19 protein-coding genes and 1 other annotated feature are annotated in these 21,312 nt (G+C 27.2%); of the genes, 5 read left to right on the top strand and 14 right to left on the bottom strand.

The window, feature by feature from the left end; translation table 11 throughout:
- Positions 1 to 570 carry a hydrolase gene (locus IC758_RS03155; RefSeq protein WP_227433591.1) on the top strand — a complete coding sequence of 190 codons (570 nt, stop codon included), beginning with the start codon at positions 1 to 3 and terminating at the stop codon, positions 568 to 570.
- 451 nt (positions 571 to 1,021) lie between these two features.
- Here IC758_RS03155 and IC758_RS03150 read toward each other — a convergent pair whose 3' ends face one another.
- Complete coding sequence (locus IC758_RS03150) at positions 1,022 to 2,359, bottom strand: ATP-binding protein (protein WP_227860744.1); 1,338 nt, start codon at positions 2,357 to 2,359, stop codon at positions 1,022 to 1,024.
- Between the two features lie 370 nt (positions 2,360 to 2,729).
- On the opposite strand from IC758_RS03150, the gene IC758_RS03145 reads away from it, so the two are divergent.
- Genes IC758_RS03145 through IC758_RS03135 form a run of 3 tightly spaced genes read left to right on the top strand, consistent with a single transcriptional unit; the run spans position 2,730 to position 4,793 of the window.
- Positions 2,730 to 3,050 (top strand): PadR family transcriptional regulator, encoded by a 321-nt coding sequence (locus tag IC758_RS03145; RefSeq protein WP_227433593.1) that lies wholly within the window; start codon positions 2,730 to 2,732, stop codon positions 3,048 to 3,050.
- A gap of 11 nt (positions 3,051 to 3,061) precedes the next feature.
- The gene (locus IC758_RS03140; RefSeq protein ID WP_227483083.1) at positions 3,062 to 3,739 is read left to right on the top strand and encodes a TMEM198/TM7SF3 family protein; all 678 of its coding nucleotides are present in this window, start codon (positions 3,062 to 3,064) and stop codon (positions 3,737 to 3,739) included.
- The gene (locus IC758_RS03135) at positions 3,732 to 4,793 is read left to right on the top strand and encodes a DUF4097 family beta strand repeat-containing protein (RefSeq protein ID WP_227860743.1); all 1,062 of its coding nucleotides are present in this window, start codon (positions 3,732 to 3,734) and stop codon (positions 4,791 to 4,793) included. Before IC758_RS03140 ends, IC758_RS03135 begins: the two co-directional genes overlap by 8 nt.
- Before the next feature lie 248 nt (positions 4,794 to 5,041).
- Here the strand turns inward: IC758_RS03135 and thrS are convergent, their stop codons facing one another.
- The 12 genes from thrS to queG all read right to left on the bottom strand — a co-directional run bounded on the left by thrS (position 5,042) and on the right by queG (position 18,877).
- A complete protein-coding gene (gene thrS / locus IC758_RS03130) occupies positions 5,042 to 6,961 on the bottom strand; it encodes a threonine--tRNA ligase (protein WP_227433596.1) in 1,920 nt (639 codons plus the stop codon).
- A 63-nt stretch (positions 6,962 to 7,024) separates the two neighbouring features.
- Positions 7,025 to 7,262: a binding site (T-box leader), on the bottom strand.
- Positions 7,263 to 7,469: 207 nt separating this feature from the next.
- Complete coding sequence (locus IC758_RS03125) at positions 7,470 to 8,072, bottom strand: DUF445 domain-containing protein (protein ID WP_227860742.1); 603 nt, start codon at positions 8,070 to 8,072, stop codon at positions 7,470 to 7,472.
- 248 nt (positions 8,073 to 8,320) lie between these two features.
- Positions 8,321 to 9,139, bottom strand: coding sequence for a putative sporulation protein YtxC (locus IC758_RS03120; protein ID WP_227433598.1), 819 nt, complete (start codon positions 9,137 to 9,139; stop codon positions 8,321 to 8,323).
- Positions 9,140 to 9,141: 2 nt separating this feature from the next.
- Positions 9,142 to 9,903, bottom strand: coding sequence for a DUF6873 family GME fold protein (locus tag IC758_RS03115; protein ID WP_227433599.1), 762 nt, complete (start codon positions 9,901 to 9,903; stop codon positions 9,142 to 9,144).
- 161 nt (positions 9,904 to 10,064) lie between these two features.
- Positions 10,065 to 10,484 (bottom strand): hypothetical protein, encoded by a 420-nt coding sequence (locus IC758_RS03110; RefSeq protein ID WP_227860741.1) that lies wholly within the window; start codon positions 10,482 to 10,484, stop codon positions 10,065 to 10,067.
- A gap of 67 nt (positions 10,485 to 10,551) precedes the next feature.
- Positions 10,552 to 11,661 carry a BMP family ABC transporter substrate-binding protein gene (locus tag IC758_RS03105; protein WP_227860740.1) on the bottom strand — a complete coding sequence of 370 codons (1,110 nt, stop codon included), beginning with the start codon at positions 11,659 to 11,661 and terminating at the stop codon, positions 10,552 to 10,554.
- A 40-nt stretch (positions 11,662 to 11,701) separates the two neighbouring features.
- A complete protein-coding gene (locus IC758_RS03100; protein WP_227433602.1) occupies positions 11,702 to 12,706 on the bottom strand; it encodes a BMP family ABC transporter substrate-binding protein in 1,005 nt (334 codons plus the stop codon).
- Between the two features lie 271 nt (positions 12,707 to 12,977).
- Positions 12,978 to 13,826 (bottom strand): DegV family protein, encoded by an 849-nt coding sequence (locus IC758_RS03095; protein ID WP_227433603.1) that lies wholly within the window; start codon positions 13,824 to 13,826, stop codon positions 12,978 to 12,980.
- Between the two features lie 35 nt (positions 13,827 to 13,861).
- Positions 13,862 to 14,332 carry a tRNA (uridine(34)/cytosine(34)/5-carboxymethylaminomethyluridine(34)-2'-O)-methyltransferase TrmL gene (trmL, locus tag IC758_RS03090; RefSeq protein ID WP_227433604.1) on the bottom strand — a complete coding sequence of 157 codons (471 nt, stop codon included), beginning with the start codon at positions 14,330 to 14,332 and terminating at the stop codon, positions 13,862 to 13,864.
- 193 nt (positions 14,333 to 14,525) lie between these two features.
- Entirely contained in the window at positions 14,526 to 15,431 is a 906-nt protein-coding gene (gene nth / locus IC758_RS03085; protein WP_413927698.1) for an endonuclease III, read from the bottom strand.
- Between the two features lie 188 nt (positions 15,432 to 15,619).
- Positions 15,620 to 17,857: a Lon protease family protein gene (locus tag IC758_RS03080; protein WP_227824631.1), complete on the bottom strand. Its 2,238-nt coding sequence runs from the start codon at positions 17,855 to 17,857 to the stop codon at positions 15,620 to 15,622.
- A gap of 105 nt (positions 17,858 to 17,962) precedes the next feature.
- Positions 17,963 to 18,877, bottom strand: a complete 915-nt coding sequence (queG, locus tag IC758_RS03075) for a tRNA epoxyqueuosine(34) reductase QueG (protein ID WP_227834800.1) — start codon at positions 18,875 to 18,877, stop codon at positions 17,963 to 17,965.
- Between the two features lie 579 nt (positions 18,878 to 19,456).
- Between queG and IC758_RS03070 the strand changes: the two genes are divergently transcribed.
- Positions 19,457 to 19,861, top strand: a complete 405-nt coding sequence (locus tag IC758_RS03070; protein WP_227433607.1) for a RusA family crossover junction endodeoxyribonuclease — start codon at positions 19,457 to 19,459, stop codon at positions 19,859 to 19,861.
- A 202-nt stretch (positions 19,862 to 20,063) separates the two neighbouring features.
- Here IC758_RS03070 and IC758_RS03065 read toward each other — a convergent pair whose 3' ends face one another.
- Positions 20,064 to 21,059 carry an aldo/keto reductase gene (locus IC758_RS03065; RefSeq protein WP_227824629.1) on the bottom strand — a complete coding sequence of 332 codons (996 nt, stop codon included), beginning with the start codon at positions 21,057 to 21,059 and terminating at the stop codon, positions 20,064 to 20,066.
- Positions 21,060 to 21,312: the final 253 nt, after the last annotated feature.

Genomic DNA, 21,312 nt, shown 5'->3' with positions numbered 1-21,312 from the left:
ATGAGTTACATGCCAAATTTAGAGCAAGCATGGGAAATCTTAAAAAAATACAATAAGGAAGAATTTCATATAAGACACGCTCAAATTGTATCTGGTGTTATGAGATATTATGCAAAAGAATACGACCCTGAAAGAGTAGAATTTTGGGAAATCGTTGGACTTTTACATGACTTAGACTTTGAGATGTATCCTGAAGAACATTGTGTTAAGCAAAGAGAATTAATGACTGAACTTGATTTAGATAAATCAATAATTGATTCTACTGTAAGTCATGGATATGGATTGACTGGCTCAGACGTTAAACCAGAGCAATTTATGGAAAAAGTTTTATTTGCTGTAGATGAACTTACTGGATTAATTGGTGCTGCTGCAATAATGCGTCCTTCAAAAAGTGTATCTGATTTAGAATTAAAGTCTGTTAAAAAGAAATTTAAAGATAAATCTTTTGCTGCTGGCTGTTCTAGAGATGTTATAAGAAGTGGTGCAGAAATGCTTGATTGGGAACTTGACAAACTTATACAAACAACTATAGAGGCTATGAGAAGCCTAATTCCAGAAATGGAAATATAGGCTATCATACATATAAAGTAAGTATAATAAAACCAAATTAAATACTAAAACAACTTTATTTATATAGAGTATCTGATTATGTATTTATCAATTTAATAGTTTCACTAATAAGCAGTTACGTTGATACAAATGTTTTGTTGATTTTATCAATATAACATAACTTTAGTTGCAATAGAAGTTACATCTCTAAAGAGTTTTTCTCCTTTCGATGCAACTTCTTTTTTATGTTATTTTGTCTACTGATTCCACCCCTTTTATTTACTTCCAGCCACATTACCTCTAAATCTCAGACTTTATATTTTAAAACTCATTCTATGTACGACTCACTATATGCATAGCTCACTATATGTATGATTCACTATATAACACACTAATTTAAATAGATTCTTATAGGTAATAATTAAGTCTATTATCTTTATAAAATTATATTATTTACTCATGACACATCAAATTATATATTAATTGCTTTTTTTACATTCCTAAGTGGTATAGCAATCTTAACTACAAATTTTTTATCATCATATTCAATTACAACGTTTCCTCCATATTTATTTACAGAATTTTTTATACTTTTTATTCCTAGACCATGAAGTGCATCTTTTTTATCTGTTACAATTTGTCCGTTCTTTGTGATAATTTCATTTACTTTAGTGTTTTCCACTCTTATAAGATAAAAATTTTGTAAAACATCACCTTTAACACAAATTACTTTACTCCCCTCCTCAATTTTTTTACATGCTTCAATTGCATTATCTAAGATATTTGAAAATATATGACATACATCTATTAATTCAATAGCTTCACAGTGACCAAAATTTATTCCTATTTTAAGTTCTATATTATTTTTATCACAAACTTCTTTCTTCTCACTCAATATAGCATCTAAGATAAAATTACCAGTATTAAATAAAATATTATTACTTTGAATCTCCATCTGTAAGTCATCTAAATATGAAGTAACATCAATACCTTTTTTAACCATAGTTTTTATACATAAGATATGATTTTTCATATCATGACTTAATAATCTAGTTTTTAAATGTTTCTTTTCTATATCCTCATAATATTCATTTTTATTGTGTAAAACGTTTTTAATCATATTATTTTCTGCTATTAATGCATTATATTCTTGTAATTTTTTAGCAACTAAAATCAAGATAATACTCGATAGAAGTAACATGATAGAGATTATAAGTAATTGATAATTATGTATTAAACTACCACTAGTTTTAGGATTAAATATGTATTCAAAAATAGCAAAGAAAGACGCTATATTGGCAATTATAGGTATAATTACATATGTTAATGTCTTTTTATTTATTTCTATATTCAATTTTATTTTTAATGTCTTATATAAAAATAAAATTAAAAGCAAAATTGTCTTTCCAGATACAATTGACTCAATTCTATATATATTTTCTGTTAACATTTGGCTCATATCATCTATTGAATTAATCCAAATTGTTAAAGACATGCTCAAAGCATCTATACCCATTAACAACATCCAATACATTAAAGATATTAGTATGGCTTTTGTAAGCCTTACTCTATATGAAATTTTGTAAAATGCAATCATAATCATCACAGATATAATTACTCTTATATTTGGAATTACGTCAAAGAAATAAAATATATTAGCAAAAATAATAATACCTATCATGTAAAGATTTATTCTTTTATTGGAAATTTTTTGTATACTTGTGTAATCTAGTATTTTTTTACAAACAAACCATTCTATGATAAAAGACATAGCAATGAAAATATTCCAAAACAAATTTGACTTTATCATAATATTTTCTCCTAGTGTATTAATAATTTAATTTTTAAAATTTTCCATATAACTTAATTATATACGACTCTACACATGTAGTAAATACCTTGATAGAATTATCCTAAATAAATTGAATTTTATTTTATTTTTTAATAATATCATTACATATGCTAATATATTTAAGCATTCTTCCTTCTTCCAATTTAATAACAACATCATTTCTCTATAAATAACTATAAAAGTACGTTTTTCATATGATTTAGTATGTAATTCTCTCCTAAAACGATATAAAACTGTAAGAATTATAATAAAATAAATTTTATCACACGAAATACATTGACAGGCGAGGTATATAAAAGTATTATATACTTAAACGGAGGTGATATTTATGAAAATCGCATCTGATATGATAAGAGGTCATACAGAAACAATTATCTTAAAGCATTTACTTGAAAAAGATAGCTATGGTTATGAGATTAATAAATCTATATTAGAAAAAACACAAGGCTTGTATGAGTTAAAAGAAGCAACCTTATACACAGCCTTTCGTAGACTTGAACAATCTGGTGCAATAACATCTTATTGGGGTGATGAGGCTACTGGTGCTAGAAGAAAATATTATTCTATAACAAGCGAAGGTAGAGAAAAATATAAAAAAAGCCGTGAAGAATGGGATAATACAAAATTGTTAATAGACACATTAATTTAGGAGGTGAAAATATGTTAGATAAAATACATGATTATATTGAACAAAGCTTTACAGAAGTTAAAGAAACAAGAAAGGTCAAAGAACTTAAAGATGAACTATTCGAAAATCTAAAAGAAAAATACAGCGACCAAATACAAAATGGTAAGTCAAAGCAAGAAGCATATAATTCAGTAATATCTGGGATTGGAGATTTATCTGAATTAATTGAAAGTGTTAAAGAACCATATTTTATGTCTTCTGAATTAATTGAAGAAAGAAAAAAAAGAGCTTTGAGAGTATCAATAGCAATTGCTCTTTTTATAATAAGTCCATTTTTAACTGCTGTTTTAATTGTAAACTTGGGTATCCAACCAACTCTGGCTAGTCTTCCAATGTTTATATTAATAGCAGTTGGAACAGGTCTATTAGTATACAATGGAATGACAAAGCAAAACTATAGTCCATCTGATGATACTATTGTAGAAGAATTCAAAGAATGGAGAGTAAAAACTAAAAGTACAAATCTTGCTTATAAATCATTTATGAGTGCATATTGGATGATAATAGTTGGCATTTTTTTAATTGTTAATATATGTTTTGATGCTTGGAGCTTTTCATGGATAATATTCATAATAGGTGCTGCGGGAATTCATATAGTCGAAGGTGTACTACAATTAAAAGACGCGGAGGATGATGATAAATATGAATAAAAAATTTTTAAAAATAAAAATTATTGTTTGGAGTATTGTGGCTATAGTATTTTCTATAATATTTATTATTTTCCTTACAAATACTATTACTTCATCTAAATATGATGTCAAAGATTTGATTAAAGGTTCAGTTAAAAATGAAAGTTTTTTATCCTCTAATAAAAATTATGATAAGTATATAACTGTTAAAAGTGAGAGTTTTTCAAATAAAATAAATAATATTGATGTTGACTGGATTTCAGGTGAAATTAGAGTTTTAAAGAGTGATTCTAATAAAATCAAATTAATTCAAAAAGCTCCTTCTAATTTTTCAAGGAAAAAGATTGCAAAAATAAAGGTTGATGGTAATACCCTTTCTATCATTGATAATTCTACAAAAAAATTCTTCATTGGAATTGGACTTCCAAAATCAACAGTACTTGAACTATATTTACCTGAAAAATTATATAACAATATAAATGTATCTACTACTTCAGCAGATATATATAGTACTTATCTTAAAAGTAACATGGCGTATATTGAATCAGTTTCAGGTAATATAGAAATGTATGGTAAGATTGACAAAATGACTTTAGAGACAACTAGTAGCAATATCAACATAAAAAAACTTGATAGTAAAAGTGTTACCTGTAATTCAGTATCTGGTAAAATTCAACTTTCTGGTAAAACTGATGATTTGAAGATAAATACAACAAGTGGAGATATAGATTTAGAAAATATGGACAATAAGAATCTTATATGCGAATCAACTTCTGGTAAAGTTAATATAGAGGGTAAATTTTCCAATATCAAATCTGAGACAACTAGTGGAGATATAAAAATTAATTCAAGTGCAATGTTGTCTTCTTTCAAATGTGATACTACTTCTGGTGATATTGATTTGTATATTCCTGAGAATTCAGGATTTACCTTAGATTTTAGTAAGGTCTCTGGTAATTTAAATAGTAGTTTTAAATTACTTCAGGATGGCGATTCATATATTTATAAAAATGGGACTGCAAAGATGTATGTGGATACTACAAGTGCCGATTTAAATATTATAAAAAATAACTAACAAAAAATAGCGATATTAAAGCGTTGTATAAACTACATAAAGATAATATACATTAAAAAGTTATATAAATTACACGAAGATAAATCTTTATATCTTATAAGCAAAAATTAGAGGCACATTATCATAAAAAATATGACTAAATGTGCCTCTAATTATAATTATTTATTCACAAGATACTTATCTATACAGAAAATATCTATCTATACACAAGTTAACATTTTATATATCAATTAACTTTATTTTATATATTAGTTTTGAATAACACTTTCTCTTGACTCAATTTCTTTTGAAATACTAGCTATAAACTCATCTAATTTAATACTGCCTATTTCACCTTTATCTCTTGATCTTACAGAAACATTATTTTCAGCTACTTCTTTTTCACCTACTACTAACATATAAGGAACTTTTTCAAGTTGAGCTTCTCTTATTTTAAATCCAATTTTTTCAGCTCTATCATCTAATTCAACTCTTATACCTTTATCAAATAATACTTTTTTAACTTCATTAGCATAATCCATAAACTTATCAGATATAGGAAGTATCTTAACTTGAGTTGGAGATAACCAAACTGGGAATTTGCCAGCATAATGTTCAATTAATATACCTATAAATCTCTCTATACTACCAAAAGCAACTCTATGAATCATAACTGGTCTATGTTTCTCACCATCTTGTCCAATATAAGTATTATCAAATTGTCTTGGAAGTTGCATATCTAATTGGATAGTACCACATTGCCAAGTTCTTCCTAAACAGTCTCTTAAATGGAAGTCTATCTTAGGACCATAGAATGCCCCATCACCTTCATTTATAGTATATGGTAGACCTAACTCTTCTAAAGCTTCTCTTAATCCATTTTCAGCTGCTTCCCACTCTTCTTCGCTTCCCATAGAATTTTCTGGTCTTGTAGATAATTCTAGATTGTATTCAAATCCAAAAGTCTTGTAAATACCATCTATTAGATTAGCTACACCTTTTATTTCATCTTTGATTTGTTCTGGTAACATGAATATATGTGAATCATCTTGAGTAAATGCTCTAACTCTCATTAATCCTTGTAATGCTCCAGATAACTCATGTCTATGAACTCTACCAAGTTCTGCAACTCTCATTGGGAAATCTCTATATGAGTGTAATTGAGAATTGTAGTAAATTAATCCACCAGGACAGTTCATAGGTTTTATAGCATAATCCTCGTCATCTATTTTAACTGTATACATATTCTCTTTGTAATGATACCAGTGACCTGAAGTCTCCCATAATTTTCTGTTTAATATAATTGGAGATTCTATTTCAATATATCCAGCTTTTCTGTGTATTTCTCTCCAGAATTTTAATAATTCATTTTTAAGTTCCATTCCTTTTGGTAAGAACATAGGGAATCCAGGACCTTCATCAGGTATCATAAATAAACCTAATTCTTTACCTAATTTTCTATGGTCTCTTTTTTTAGCTTCTTCTAATAAGTGTAGGTACTCTTCTAAATCTTTATTTTTTTCAAAAGAAGTTCCATAGATTCTTTGAAGCATTTTATTTTTTTCGTCACCACGCCAGTATGCACCTGCTACACTTTGTAATTTAACAGCTTTAACCTTTTTAGTAGATGGTAAATGTGGTCCTCTACATAAATCAGTAAAATCACCTTGTTTATAGAAAGATATTATTTCACTTTCAGGTAAATCAGATATAAGCTCTACCTTATAATCTTCTCCTTGTTCTTTCATAAGTTCTAAAGCTTCATTTCTAGGAAGTTCAAATCTTTCTATTTTTAAATCTTCTTTAGCTATTTTTTTCATTTCAGCTTCTATTTTTTCCAAGTCTTCTGGAACTAATCTATGTTCTAAATCTATATCATAATAGAATCCATTCTCTATACTTGGCCCTATAGCAAGTTTTGCTTCTGGGTAAAGTCTCTTTATAGCTTGAGCTAACATATGTGCTGATGTATGTCTAAAAACGTCTTTTCCTTCTTTATCTTCAAATTTAAATAAGTTTAAATCACAATCACTATCTATCATGTGGTCCAGACCTACAACCTCTCCGTTCACAGATGCTGCTACCACATTTCTAGCTAATCCTTCACTAATGGATTTAGCCACATCCATAACAGAAAGAGCATTTTCAAATTCTTTTATTGAACCATCTTTTAAAGCAACTTTAATCATTGTTTTTTCCTCCTTATTGAGATAATTTTTAATTTTTTTGTAATAAAAAATCGCCCCAAATATATTTGGGACGATATTAATTCGCGGTTCCACCCAAGTTGGTGTATACAAATATATACAACCCTCTTGATGACTATAAGGTAGTCACCCGAGCACTTTCACAAATCGTGTAAAACAAATATTGCTAATAAGCTCAGCTCCAAGGTAGTTTTCAAATAGACCTATTACATGGGTTTTCAGCCATAGACCCAGATTCTCTGTGAATGGTTTCCACTCTACTCTTCCTCTTCAACACTATAATTTTTGATATATTTTCATTATAACAGATAGTCATACATCAATCAACATTAATGTAATATATTAATTACCCATTATTTTTCATCTCAATCAATTTTAAACTAATATTCTTATATTTTATATTAATTTAATCTTTTGATTTATAGTAATATTATAATATTTTCACTAATTTTAAATTTTTAAAGCATATCTACATGCATGATAGATATAACTAGATAAATATAGTCACTAATCCTTGAACTATACCTATTAAGAAACCTAATACAAGACCTAAGATTTCTATATGTTTTAATTCATTTTTAGCTATTCTTATGATTATTTCTTCTAGTTCATATAAATCTAGTTCATTAATCTTATCTTCGACCATTTTTTGTATATCTATACGCTCATTTGCTTTATTTATTATATTTTTGCTCAATTCATCTATGCTCTGTTTCACTTCAGATTCAATTATATCTCCTAAATAGTCCTGAATCATGTTCTTTATACTGCTTGGTATAAATGAAACTTTCTCATGTATGATAATTTTCACCCTTGCTTTTATGTATCTTACAACTTCTTCCTTATCTTCGTCAGTAATGATATTTGCAAGTATTTCGTCCATTGAAAGAAATTCGTTTTGAATTATTTCACCTACATTTGCTGCTATTTCTGCTCTTCTCTTTGGTATAAGACCTACTATCTCTATATTTAAAATAGGTATCTTAATAGATACTATTGGTCTAAATATCAGTCTTATAGCAACTACATTTGTGACATAACCTATAAATCCACCAATAACAGCTAATATTAGTATCCTAATTAAATTATCCATTATAAAACTTCTCCTTATCAATTGTATATTTGTTAGCTATATTTTATCTTTAATAACTCTAGTTATATTATAGCTTTATATACAATTATAAGTCTTTCGTGTCGATTTCAAAAGAATTTTTTGATTTCTAATTTTTATTTTTATTATTTTAGTTGTATTTTACTATCTTTTAACTCTGATTTATCTGTAATTTGAGTATATTTTTATTTTTAACTATCTTTTCAAATCTTAAATTATATCTTTCAATTCTAATTTTCCATAATTATACTAACTTTATTTTCAAAAATTGCTTCTACTGTATCTATGATTTCCTTTGAGCAATTGTTATTTAATAAATCTAATATTTCTATCTTCTTAGGGCATAAAGTTAATAAGGTACTTATTAAAAAGTCCTCATAATTTAAATTTTCTCTTATGACCATATTTATAATTTCTTCATCATCTATACTGTCTATTTTATTTCCATTTTTATCGTATAAAATAAATGTATTATCTTCCATTATATGAACTTTAAGTAAATCTATCTTTTCTTCTTGAGTATCTATAAAATATTTTAAAACTCTTATAAACTCATCTTGGTCTCTTTTTATTAAATACTCTTCAACTGCAATATCACCTATAGCAGAAATATATTTCATAAATTCTCTCATTCTAAATCTAATAAAACCTTCGACATTTATAAAATCATTTTCCTCTATATAGTTCCTAACCCTTGTAAATACTGTTTCTCTCATAAAAATCTCTTTTTTAGCAAATATGTTTAGTGAATATATGTATATATTATTTTTATCTTCAGGATATGTACGCCCATAGCATTTTAGAATGTATTCTTTTAAAAGTTTCTCTTTCATTATACTTATTATCATACTAGTTATTTCTGTAGATATTTCATCAATATTTAGAGCTCTTTGTTCAGTTTTAGTACCATTAAGTATCTTCTTATTTAATACTTCTTGCTTTGCAGAATCAATTACGACTTCTACAATGTCATTTGTATATATTAATCTATCGTTTACATTATTATTCCTCAAAAATTTCATAGAAGAAATATTATCCTTCTCAACCAAAGTTATCGCTCCTTTCTCGTCATGAGAGGAACTATAGAACCTATATCGAGTAAATTTTCACTACTAAGTGTAACTATCTCCTTGTTTTTACTTTCTATAAAACTTTTTATACGTTCATAGTCAGGATGTTTTTTAACATCTCCACAAAAAGCTAGTTTATCCTTAGAAATTAACCCTGTACATCCACCTATAAATCCATAATTCATCTCAAATAAATTTATATGACCTTTTTCTATTAATAAACACTCTATTTCTGTATTCTTCATGCTTTTCCAAATACCTTTATCTGATGTTATTATAGATGTTCTATCTACTATACAGATTGAGCATTTAGAATAGCCCTGCTCTATATTTATCTTTTTAAGTTTATTATTTTCAATATAATCTAATATCGCTCTGTCAGTGTACTTAAAATTGTGTATGGCATAATCACCAACTATAGCAATATTGTAAGGTATATCATAAGGATATTTATTTGATAAATTAGCTTCTCCCTTAATTATATTAAATTTATGTTTACTTAATAACTCTTTGTATTGATTATATACATTCGGCGCAACAATTATATCTCCTTTTCCTAAATTACAAATACATATATCTGGGTGATATTTTATACTTTCATATAATTCTTTACATTCTATTGTTTTTATTATTTCTATATTTCTTAATTTTAATTCATTTTCCATTAGATAACTAATTCTTTTGTCCACCAAAGCTAGACACAAATCGTCATCTAGTATAAATGGCTCTCTTGTAAATTCCATTTTTTACTCCTTTTTATTTTTTTTGATAAATTTTTTATTTGAATATAAATAAAGTGTGCAGTAGATTTTTTCTACTTACACACTTATTATTGGACTTTTATGTAATTAATCTAAATTAATTAATGTTTTTTTTGATAAATTTTTATAAAAACTCTACTCTATCATCTAATTGATTTTAATTTAGCTATATCGTTCCAATTGCTTGCTGTTACTATTTCAATTTTATTTAAGTCTCTTTTTATCTCTTGTGTGTCTCCTTTAACAGCTACAACATGTTTTTCTGTATATTCTAATTCTACCTTTGTGTCTTTTAAATCTTTTTTAATTTCTACTAGATTATTTTCTATCTTATCTAATCTAGAGTCTATTCCATTAAATCTAACATCTACTTTATCTAGTCTTATGTCTACTTCATCAAATCTAGCACCCATCTTCTCTAGTCTTATGTCTACCTCATCAAATCTAGCATCCATTTTATCTAGTCTTGTATCCATCTTATCTAATCTGTTTTCTAATTTATCAAATCTGTCGTTAATACTGTTTTGCATTTTGTCTAGAAATTGCAAAATTTTGTCTTCCATATGTATCAACTCCTCTATAGATAATTATAACATTCCACACAAATACTATACATATCTTCAGCAATAATTAGTATGTACTTTTCACCTTATTGTACTCTTTTTTTACATATTCCAAAACATCTGGTGGTATGTTTCTATTGCTATTTGGAGTAAGTCCAATTTCTCCATCTTTTATCTTAAACTCCATGACTTTACTTCCCTTAAAACCATCCTTTACAACATTCTGTATCAATTCATAAACAGGCTGTTCTACATCCTTTACAATCGAACTTATTACATTATCTGGAGCCATATCATATTGGTCTTTATTAATAGCTATAACTTTACCACCATTTTCTCTAGCTACCTGAATAGCTCTTTTCCCATCATCCTCTGTGGCTGAAAATACAACATCTCTATCAGAATCTCTCATTTCTTTTGCAATAGTTCTAGCTGACTCAGGATTTTCAAATACATTTGCATACTTTACCAATAAATCAGCATTTTTATTTGAAGTTTTAAGACCTTTTCTAAATCCAGATTCATATTTATCTCTACTAGAGCCTTCAACCCCTCCTATAAATCCTACTTTACCAGTGTCAGTCATTTTTCCTGCAATAAGACCTGCCAAATATCCAGTGGAATTATCTTGAAATGATACAGAAATTACATTAGCTGGTTGAACCTTATAATTATAATCAACTATTGCAAATTGCTGTTTTGGATATTTTGTAGCAGCTTGTTTAATCGGTTCTGCAAATCTAGTTCCAACTGCTATTATCAAGTCTGGTTCATATTTATATAATTTTTCTATGCTATTTGCAAAGTCATTAAAAGTCTTTGGTCTTTCAATCTTCTCTCTAATATCAAAATCCTCATCAGCTCTTTTTAAAGCTGACAGTACATTATTATTATACGATTCATTACCTAAATTTTCAGTATCTAACAATACTCCAACAGTTTTTCTTACATAAGAATCATCTTCCAATTCATCCTCATCATTGCTACTTTCACTATTTGACTTATCTTTATCAGACAAAGTTGACACATTCTTAGATTCACTTTGTTTAGACTTATTATTATTTATATTAGAATTATTATTTACTCTATTAAATCCAAAATCAAAATTACAGATAAATAGTATAAAAACTGTAAAGAGTATGACAAAACAAAACATCAATATCCTTTTTATTTTCACAAAACTCACTCCCTGACATAGAACATGAAGTCTCTATAAATTATTTATTGTTCTTATTTACATATTCTAACACATCAGGAGGAATATTTTGAGAACTATTTTGAGCAAGTCCAGTACTTCCAGACTTCATTGTATTTTCTATAACTTTACCACCCTTATAATCTCCTTTTACAAAGCTTTGTATTAAGTCATAAGTAGGCTTTTCAAAGTCCTTTACAATAGAACTTATAACATTTTCTGGAGCCAACTCATGCTGATCTTTATTAATTGCTATCACTTTTTTATTCTTTGCTCTAACCATATTTATTACACTCTTTGAATCATCTTCAGTATTAGAAAAAATAATATCTACTCCACTATCCATCATTTTTTTAGCAACAGATTCAGCAGATTTACTATCTTTAAAAATATCTACATACTCAACTGAAATATCTTTTATATTGCTATTAGAAAATTTAACACCTTCTTTAAAGCCAGATTCAAATTTATTTCTACTAGAACCCTCTACTCCACCTATAAAACCAACCTTATCTGTTTCTGTCATCTTTCCAGCAACTAATCCAGCCAAATATCCAGTCTTATTATCCTCAAAAGAAATTGAAGTTATATTAGATGGTTGTTTGTCATACTCATAATCTACAATGGCAAACTGTTGCTTTGGGTATTTCTTGGCTATCTTTTCTAGAGGCTTTGCAAATCTAGAACCAACAGCTATAATCAAGTCAGTATTATCATTACATAAAATATCTATGCTATTAGAAAAAGTTGATGAATCCTCTGATTCCACTTTATTTGTATCTATGTTAAGATTTTTTTGTGCAGTATCTAACGCTAACAAAGCTGAATTATTCATGACTCCATTATTTGACCCTTCAATATCTAATATCATAGATACAGATTTTTTTGAATTTTCTTTGTTACTTAGCTTATTTTTATTATCTTGATTAGAACTAGAATTATTACTTGAATTACTGCTACATCCAACTAACATTCCAGCAGTCATTGCTACAGTTAACATTAATACCAACAATTTTTTTAAACGCATCAAAATCCACTCCTTATATTTTTGTGACATTTTTACATACTATTTACTGATTTGTTATACCTCATTTGCAAGTATTTATTTAATTTTTTCAATAAACTTACCATAAAAAAGTGTGTAATAGATTTCTATCTATTTACACACTTCCCTAAAAACTCAACTTAATATATCAACACTTAATTCTATCTAAAACAAATCATATCTAGTGTATCAATGTTTAACATATCTTATCATAAATTAATAAAAAAATAAATAATCCCAATATAAAAAATTGTTATTTATTTTTTAGACATATAATTCCAGTTACACCAGGACCAGCATGTGCACCTATACACACACCAATTTGGAAAAATTTAATTTCCTTAGGTCTCAATTCATCCTCTATAACTTTAGACAATTGTTCTTTTTCCTTAATGTCATCACTATATCCTATATATATAACTTGGTCTGATAAATCATCCCCACAATTCGATTTTATCAAGTCCATCATCTTAGAAATTACATTCTTCTTACCTCTTACTTGAGATAATTGTGAGACTAACCCTCCTTTTATTTCAAGAATAGGTTTTATATTTAATATACTTCCTATTGCCGCCTTAGTAGATGATATTCTTCCTCCCTTTTGTAAGTACTCCAATGTATCCACTGAAAATATAACAAAAGCTTTTTCTTTTAATTCATCTAAAACAGGTAATATTTCATTAATAGATTTTCCTTCACTTGCAAGCTCTCCTGCTTTTATTACAAGCAGACCAGTTCCCATACAAAGTAAGTTAGAATCATATGTATATATTTCACCTTCTACATCATTCTTCGCCATTACAGCACTTTGATATGTTCCTGTAGCTGTAGCCGAACCAGCTATATAAAGTATTGCTCTACCTTCACTCGTGTATTTTTCAAAAACTTCCTTAAATTGGGCATAAGTAGCTTGAGAAGTTTTTGGATATGCATTTTCTTCTCTAAGTTTTTTATAAAATTCATCTCCAGATATATCAATCCTATCCTTGTATTCTTTTTCTTCTAATATAACTGTTAATGAAACAATATCTATATCATATTTATCTAACAAATCTTTTGGCACGTCCGATAAACTGTCACAGATTATCTTTAGATTTTTCATTAAGTATGCTCCTTTCTAATTTAGGATTATTTAAACTACCTCATATTAGGGTATCCTATTTGTCTTAAAGCCTCATATACTACTATAGCTACTGAATTTGATAAATTTAATGACCTAGCTTTTTCAACATCTAACATAGGTACTCTAATACAAGTATCCATATTTGCTTTCAACAAAGACTCTGGTAATCCCTTTGTTTCTTTCCCAAATACTATAAAACAATTTTCTTCATATTTTACATCTGAATGCGATTGTTTAGCCTTTGTTGTAGAAAAAAAGTATCTACTGTTTGGATATTTTTCTTGTAATTCTTCAAAGCTATCGTAATATTGTATATCAGCTATATCCCAATAGTCAAGACCACATCTTTTTAAGTGCTTATCATCCAATGAAAAACCTAATGGTTTTACTAAATGCAAAGTTGAACCTGTTGCTGCACAAGTTCTTATTATATTTCCTGTATTTTGAGGTATTTCTGGTTCTACTAATACTATATTTAATGACATTTTTATCCTCCTAAATATCGTTCTTGTTTACTAAACTTTATTTTATAAACAGAATAACAATAATATTATACTATCATATATAATAATGTTAATAATAATTTTTATTTTATTATATATAATAGTTTTCTATCTAACATTTTCATAAGTATTATTATATCAGAAAATCACTCTTGTACAACTTACTTTAGAAAAGTTATTTCATTTCTTTAAGTTCTTGATAATAATTACAATCATCTTTTATTGGACAGTTTTCACACTCTGGATTTCTAGCTTTACACATTCTTCTTCCATGAAAAATTAATACATGATGTGAGTGTGACCATCTTTCTTTTGGTATGGCTTCCATAAGTGCAAATTCTGTTTTTTGAGGGTTTGGCTCATCTACTATTCCAATTCTATTACTGACTCTAAATACATGTGTATCTACTGCTATTGCTGGATGATTAAAGGCATTACTAAGAACAACGCCTGCTGTCTTTCTCCCAACACCAGGAAGTTTTACAAGCTTTTCTAAAGTATCTGGTACCTCACCATTATATAATTCACACAACTGTTCAGATGTAGCTTTTATTTTTTGAGCCTTACTTTTATAAAGACCACAACTTTTTATCTCTTTACTAATTTCTTCAATACTTAAATCTGCAAAATCTCTTGCTGTATTGTACTTCTTAAACAATTCTGCTGTAACTTTATTTACTCTTACGTCAGTACATTGAGCGGATAATATAGTTGCTATTAAAAGTTCAAAGGCTGTCCCATAATTTAGTTCACATGTAGCATCTGGATACAATTTTTCTAATTCATCTAAAATTTTATTTACATCTTTTTCGTTTTCAGATTCTTTCTTATCCACAGATTTACTTTTAGCTTTCTTATTACTCACTTTTTGTATATTTTTACTAGATTTATTATCTTTTAATTTACTATCTTTTTCACTTTTTTGAGAATCTTTTTTGCTAACCTTGGCACTTTTTTTATTATCCTTAATATCTACAAAATTTTCTATATCTTTTTCATCAATTATTTCATCTACTTCTTTTTGAGTTTCAATTTTATTTACATCATTCTTACTTATATCTTTCTTATTTACACTTTTCATAATTATCCCCCTTAAAATACCAATTTATAAAACATTATTTATATATAGTTTAATCATATCAACAAAAAATAAACATCAACATACAAAACAAAACTTACTCTACAGATATTTCACAAAAAAAGCAAAAACTTATTAAAGTTCCTGCTTTTTATTATACATATAAATACCCATTAAATTCTATTATAAACTTATTCTTTTGCCTCAATTTGTATCTTACTAAAAGATAGTAGTTTTTCTTTGACCAATTTTTTTATTTCTTCAAATTTGACATCTGTCAATATCTCTATAGCTTCTTCTACTCTTTCAACTGTATATATTTTAAATTTTCCATCTTTTATAGCATCATTAACTTCATCTGATAAAACAAGATTTCTCTGATTTTTTTTAGGAATTATTACACCCTGTTCATTGTTTAAGCCTTTAGTTTTACATATAGAATAAAATCCTTCTACTTTTTCACTTATTCCACCAACTACTTGTATATCTCCCTTTTGATTTATAGAGCCTGTAACTGCAATATTTTGCTTAATTGCTACACCACTAAGAGATGATAACAATACATATAACTCCGCAGAAGATGCACTATCCCCATCTATACCTCCATAATTTTGCTCAAAACAAATATATGCATTTAATGACATCAATAAATCCTGTGCAAAGTTTTCAGAAAGATATCCCCCTAATATAAGCACTCCTTTATTATGTATTGAGCCACTCATATTTACTTCTCTTTCTATATTTACTATACCATTGCTTCCTGGACTAGTAGTTGCTGTAATCCTTGAAGCCCTACCAAAAGAATATTCTCCTGTACTTAAAACTGATAGCCCATTTATTACTCCAACTTTTTTCCCTTCTGTTTCTATTAGAGTAAAACCATTTTCAATTGATTCATCCATGTGTGTCTCTACTCTATTAATACGCTTTTTCTTTTCACTTATTGCTTTTTTAATATCATCTCGCTCTGTATAATTGGAACTTCTAAATTCTGCATATGCACTTCCTTCTATTATAACTTCCATTATTTTATTAAACTTAGTTGATAGCTTCTCTAAATCACCAGACAATTTAGTGCTAAACTTAACAACTTCGTCAACTGCATCTTTTGTAAAATGTTTTAAGCCATTTTTATTGCATTGATATGCTATAAATCTAGCTATTCCATCTTCATTATTTTTATTCTTATCCATTTCGCTATCAAAATCTACAAATATTTTAAAATATTTTCCAAAATCTTCTTCATATCTATATAAAATATCATATATATAATGACTTCCTATCAATATCACTTTGACATCTAAGGGCATATTTTCTGGTTTAATTGCTGTCTGTGTTTCCAAAATCACTTTTTTTGTTTGCAACGTCTTTTTAAGAATTTCCCAAGACATAGTATACTTTAATAACTGGTCTGCATAAAGCACCAAATATCCGCCATTAGCTCTATGAAATGCTCCTGATAATAATTTTGTAAAATCAGTCTTTATATTTCCGTTTGCATAATCATATTCTGCCTTTCCAAATAGGTTTGATGGGCTTGGATTTATCTCTACTATGACAGGTGCTGATTCCTTCTTTTTCGAACCTCCATTATCTACAAATAAATTAATTTTATACTTTATAAAGTGTTCTTTATCATACTTATCTTTCAATTCTTCTTCATCTAAGTAAAATAAATACATGTATTCTATGATATCTTTTTTTATATTTTCTAAGTAAAGTTGAATTTTTTCATAACATTCATATTTTTCGCACAACGTTTTAATATGAGGTTCTACTACAAGCTTAGCTATCTCTTCTTCAAGCTCTAACACAGCCTTTTCAGCTTTTTCTTCCAAGTTTCTAATTTTATATACAACTTGTATTGCCATGTTTTCGAGTTCTCTTTTAGCCTTATAAAACTCTTCATCTGATATATCACTTTCTTCTTCATCTTCCTTCAAAGGTATGAAAACTATTCCCATTTTACTTTGTTTTAGTTTAAATCCTTTTTCTTCTCCATATTTTTTAATCTGCTTTAGTAACATATCTTTTTCTATTTCATATTCATCCAAAAGTTTATTTTTCTCTATTTCAAAATCTTCACTTTCAAATGCATTTTTAAAATCTTCTAAAAGACTTTCTACTAACTTTTCCATATCTTTCTTAAGTTCTCTTCCAAACCCTTTTTCTAATTCAACTATCATAGGTTCTCTAGGGTTTTCAAAATTATATATATAGCACCAATCTTTATGTGTACTTTTTTTAGATGCATATTCATTTAAAACCTTTAAGGCATAAGTACTTTTACCTGTTCCAGATTCCCCAGCTAGGTATATGTTGTAGGCTGGATTATTTATCTTTAAACCTAACTCCATAGCTTCTACTGCTCTTTCTTGACCCAATATACTATCTAGTGGACTTATTTCAGATGTATTATTATATTTCAATATTCCCCCACCTCCTCATATTTAACTTTAATGATATAATATGACTTTTACACCATAAGTGTTAAAGTAAATACACATTAAAGTATATGAAATAGACTCTTATTATTAGTCATCATACTTATCTAAAATTATTTCCATATTTCTCTTTATTATATTTTTACCCCTCCAGCTAAAAGCTCTATCTCCATATCTCCTCTTAAATTCTTTATTTGATATATTTTGTATCTCATCATAATCCAAATAGTCTATTATATCTTCCTTAAATTCCAAGATGTGAGTTGTTGGTATTTCAATATTATGAGGACATACTTCTTGACAAATATCGCACCCAAATATCTTTTTACTTTTCTTTAAAACATACTTTTCTTCCTCTGACAAATCTCCCTTTTTTTGAGTTATATATGATAAGCATTTTTTAGGATTCATATCATAATTTCCCAATATAGCATTTCCCGGACAATATTTTACACACTTTCCACATTTAAAACAGCTTTTTTCTAGTGGTTTATCTTCTTCAAACTTATAATTATTTACTATATATCCAATAAATATATAAGAACCATATTCATCAGTTATAATATTATTATTTATTCCAAAATATCCAATACCTGATAAATAAGCTAAATATCTGTCAACTAATGGTCCATTATCAGCAAATATCTTATATTTAAAACCTTCTACATTTTTGGAAATATAATCACAAATTTGTTGTAAAAAATCTTTTACTACAATATGATAGTCCTTTCCATGACAATATTTTGATAAATTTGAATTTTTATTCTTTTCTTGTCTATTTATATGGTATGGAAAAGCACACACTATTATAGAATTAGCATCTTCCATTATATTTCTAGGATTAATTCTATTTTCAATTATGGTTTCTTCCATACCTGTTAAATAGTCTTTTTTCTGTCTATTTTCAAGTATCTCTCTCAGATTTTCATACTTATCTACTCCAGCTATTCCTACACACTTTAATCCTATGAGGTTACAAAATTCTTTTAATCTGTTATTATCCATAAAATTATTCCTTTTCAACTTAAATTCTAAAATCACAATTATGCTACATATGTTTCTTTGTTTAGACATAACAACATTTATATAGTCTAAATAGTCTAATTTTTAAAATTCACATGTCTATATAATTTATTTACTATATAATTTGACTTTTATATGCTGTTATCTTAGTATAATTTAACATCTATCTATTTTTAATTTTTAACTATTTTACTCTTATAACACTACTTATTCTTCACTATCTATATTTTGTTATTCTTCACTATTTGTATAGTTTAGCTTTCATCCATATTATATCTTTAGCTATTTTACTCTTATAACACTACTTATTTTTCACTATCTATATTTTTTTTGTTCTACAACATTATCATAATTTAACTTTCATATCTCTTCCCTCTATTGCTACCTTGTATTTCTTCTATAATATATCTTTCATATCTACAACAATCTAATATATATTACACTATTAAAATCATATCTTATCCAATTAGACTTTGTTATTCAGAAAGTTACAACAAATAAGAATTTGCTTTTAAATCATCCACAGATTATAATAAATACTGTATAAGGATGGTGAATAAATTGATTAAAATAACAATACCAGGTAGACCCATTAGTAAATCTAATTTTAAACTTCATAATATAAATGGTCAAGCATGGATGCCTTCAAAGGGAAAATATTCTAAGTATTTAGCATATGAGAACATGATTGCAGGTTTTATAAATCAACAGTATCAAGGAGAAACTGTTGAAGAAAATTTAATAACAGTGTTAAAATTATTCTTCCCTAACAAGAGAATGGGCGATTTACATAACTATCCAAAGAGCATTTGTGATGGTATTGAAAAAAGTGGAATAATAAAAAATGATAAGCAGCTTAAGCCAGTACTTTTATTTGATTTTATAGATAAGGACAATCCTAGAGTTGAAATTGAACTTTATCCAATATCTAAATACGATATATCTTATAATATTTTTGAAAAATAAAAATCTGTATATGCTATATAAATCTATATTGATGCAAAAACAATATTTATATAATAATTAATACTTGCATAAACATAACACTTAATAATTGCACAGACATAACACTTAATACTTTCATAAACACAATCTTATCATAATAATTATACTTACATAAAAAAAGAAATCGGCGTAAATTTATTACACCGATTTCAATAAGTAAAATCTATCCTAGCTTTTCAACAACAGTCTTCAACATTTCTCTTATAGGAAGTTCATATGGACATCGACTTTCACAAAGACCACAGTCAATACATTCAGTAGGTTTAACATCCATAACCTCATATTTTTCCTTAGCCCACTCCTCTAATCCATATCTAGTGTAATATCCTTCGCATAAGAAGCTTAAAGGTATATTTATTCCAACAGCACAAGGCATACAATATTCACATCTTCTACAGAATTTTTTACCTAGAGAATTTCTTATTTCTTCAATTTTTTTCTCATCATCCTCATCTAATACAAGATTTTCAAGCACAGCGACATTTTGTCTAACTTGTTCAACACTATCCATTCCTGGTATAACCACATCTATATAATCCTTAGACAATATATACTTAATAGCCAATGTAGCATTATCTAAAGCTCCACCAGCTAAAGGTTTCATTACTATTATACCAATTCCTTTTTCATGAGCTTTTTTAAATACCTCATCTGCTTGTCCTTCAACTATATTGTAAGGAAATTGTATAGTATCAAATTTGCCACTTTCTAAAGCTCTTTCTATAGTGTTTAAGTTATGGCTAGTTATACCAATATGTTTTATCTTCCCTTGTTCTTTTGCTTCTAAAAGGGCACTATAAGCCATTTTATCTTTAAAAATATTGTCATACTCTTCTTCTTTAACATTGTGAAATTGATATAAATCTATAAAATCAGTTTTAAAGTTATTTAAACTTATTTCCACATCTCTCTTCATTGAATCATAATCCCTAGACATACTTTTAGTAGCTAGGAAAAATTTATCTCTTTTTCCTTCTATAGCAATTCCAATAGCTTCTTCACTTATTGTGTATCCCCTTGCGCTATCAATAAAGTTTATTCCTTGTTTTTCTAGCTCATTTATAACTAAATTAGTATCCTCTTGTGTAATTCTTTGTATTGGAATTCCCCCAAAACCGACTCTTTTTATCTTCATACTAGTCTTGCCTAAATTTCTCATAGCTTTCCCCACCTAACTTTTAATTAATTTTAAACATTATTAACATGTTACTTTTAATTATACAACAAATTATGAGAATTTTTGCAATCTATTTATATACTATTTAAAATATATACACATTTTATCAAGTTTATTTATATAGTTTATAATATGCTCTTTTATATTACATCAAAATTTTATTTAATATGCTTCATAATATACCAATCTATATTTCACTAGCATATAATCTAAATTTAATCCAAATATAATCAAA

Origin of the sequence: Clostridioides sp. ES-W-0016-02, assembly GCF_020641035.1 — a bacterium.
GTDB lineage: Bacteria > Bacillota > Clostridia > Peptostreptococcales > Peptostreptococcaceae > Clostridioides.
The sequence above is the reverse complement of the archived record's forward strand: the minus strand, read 5'-3'. Positions and strand labels throughout refer to the sequence as shown.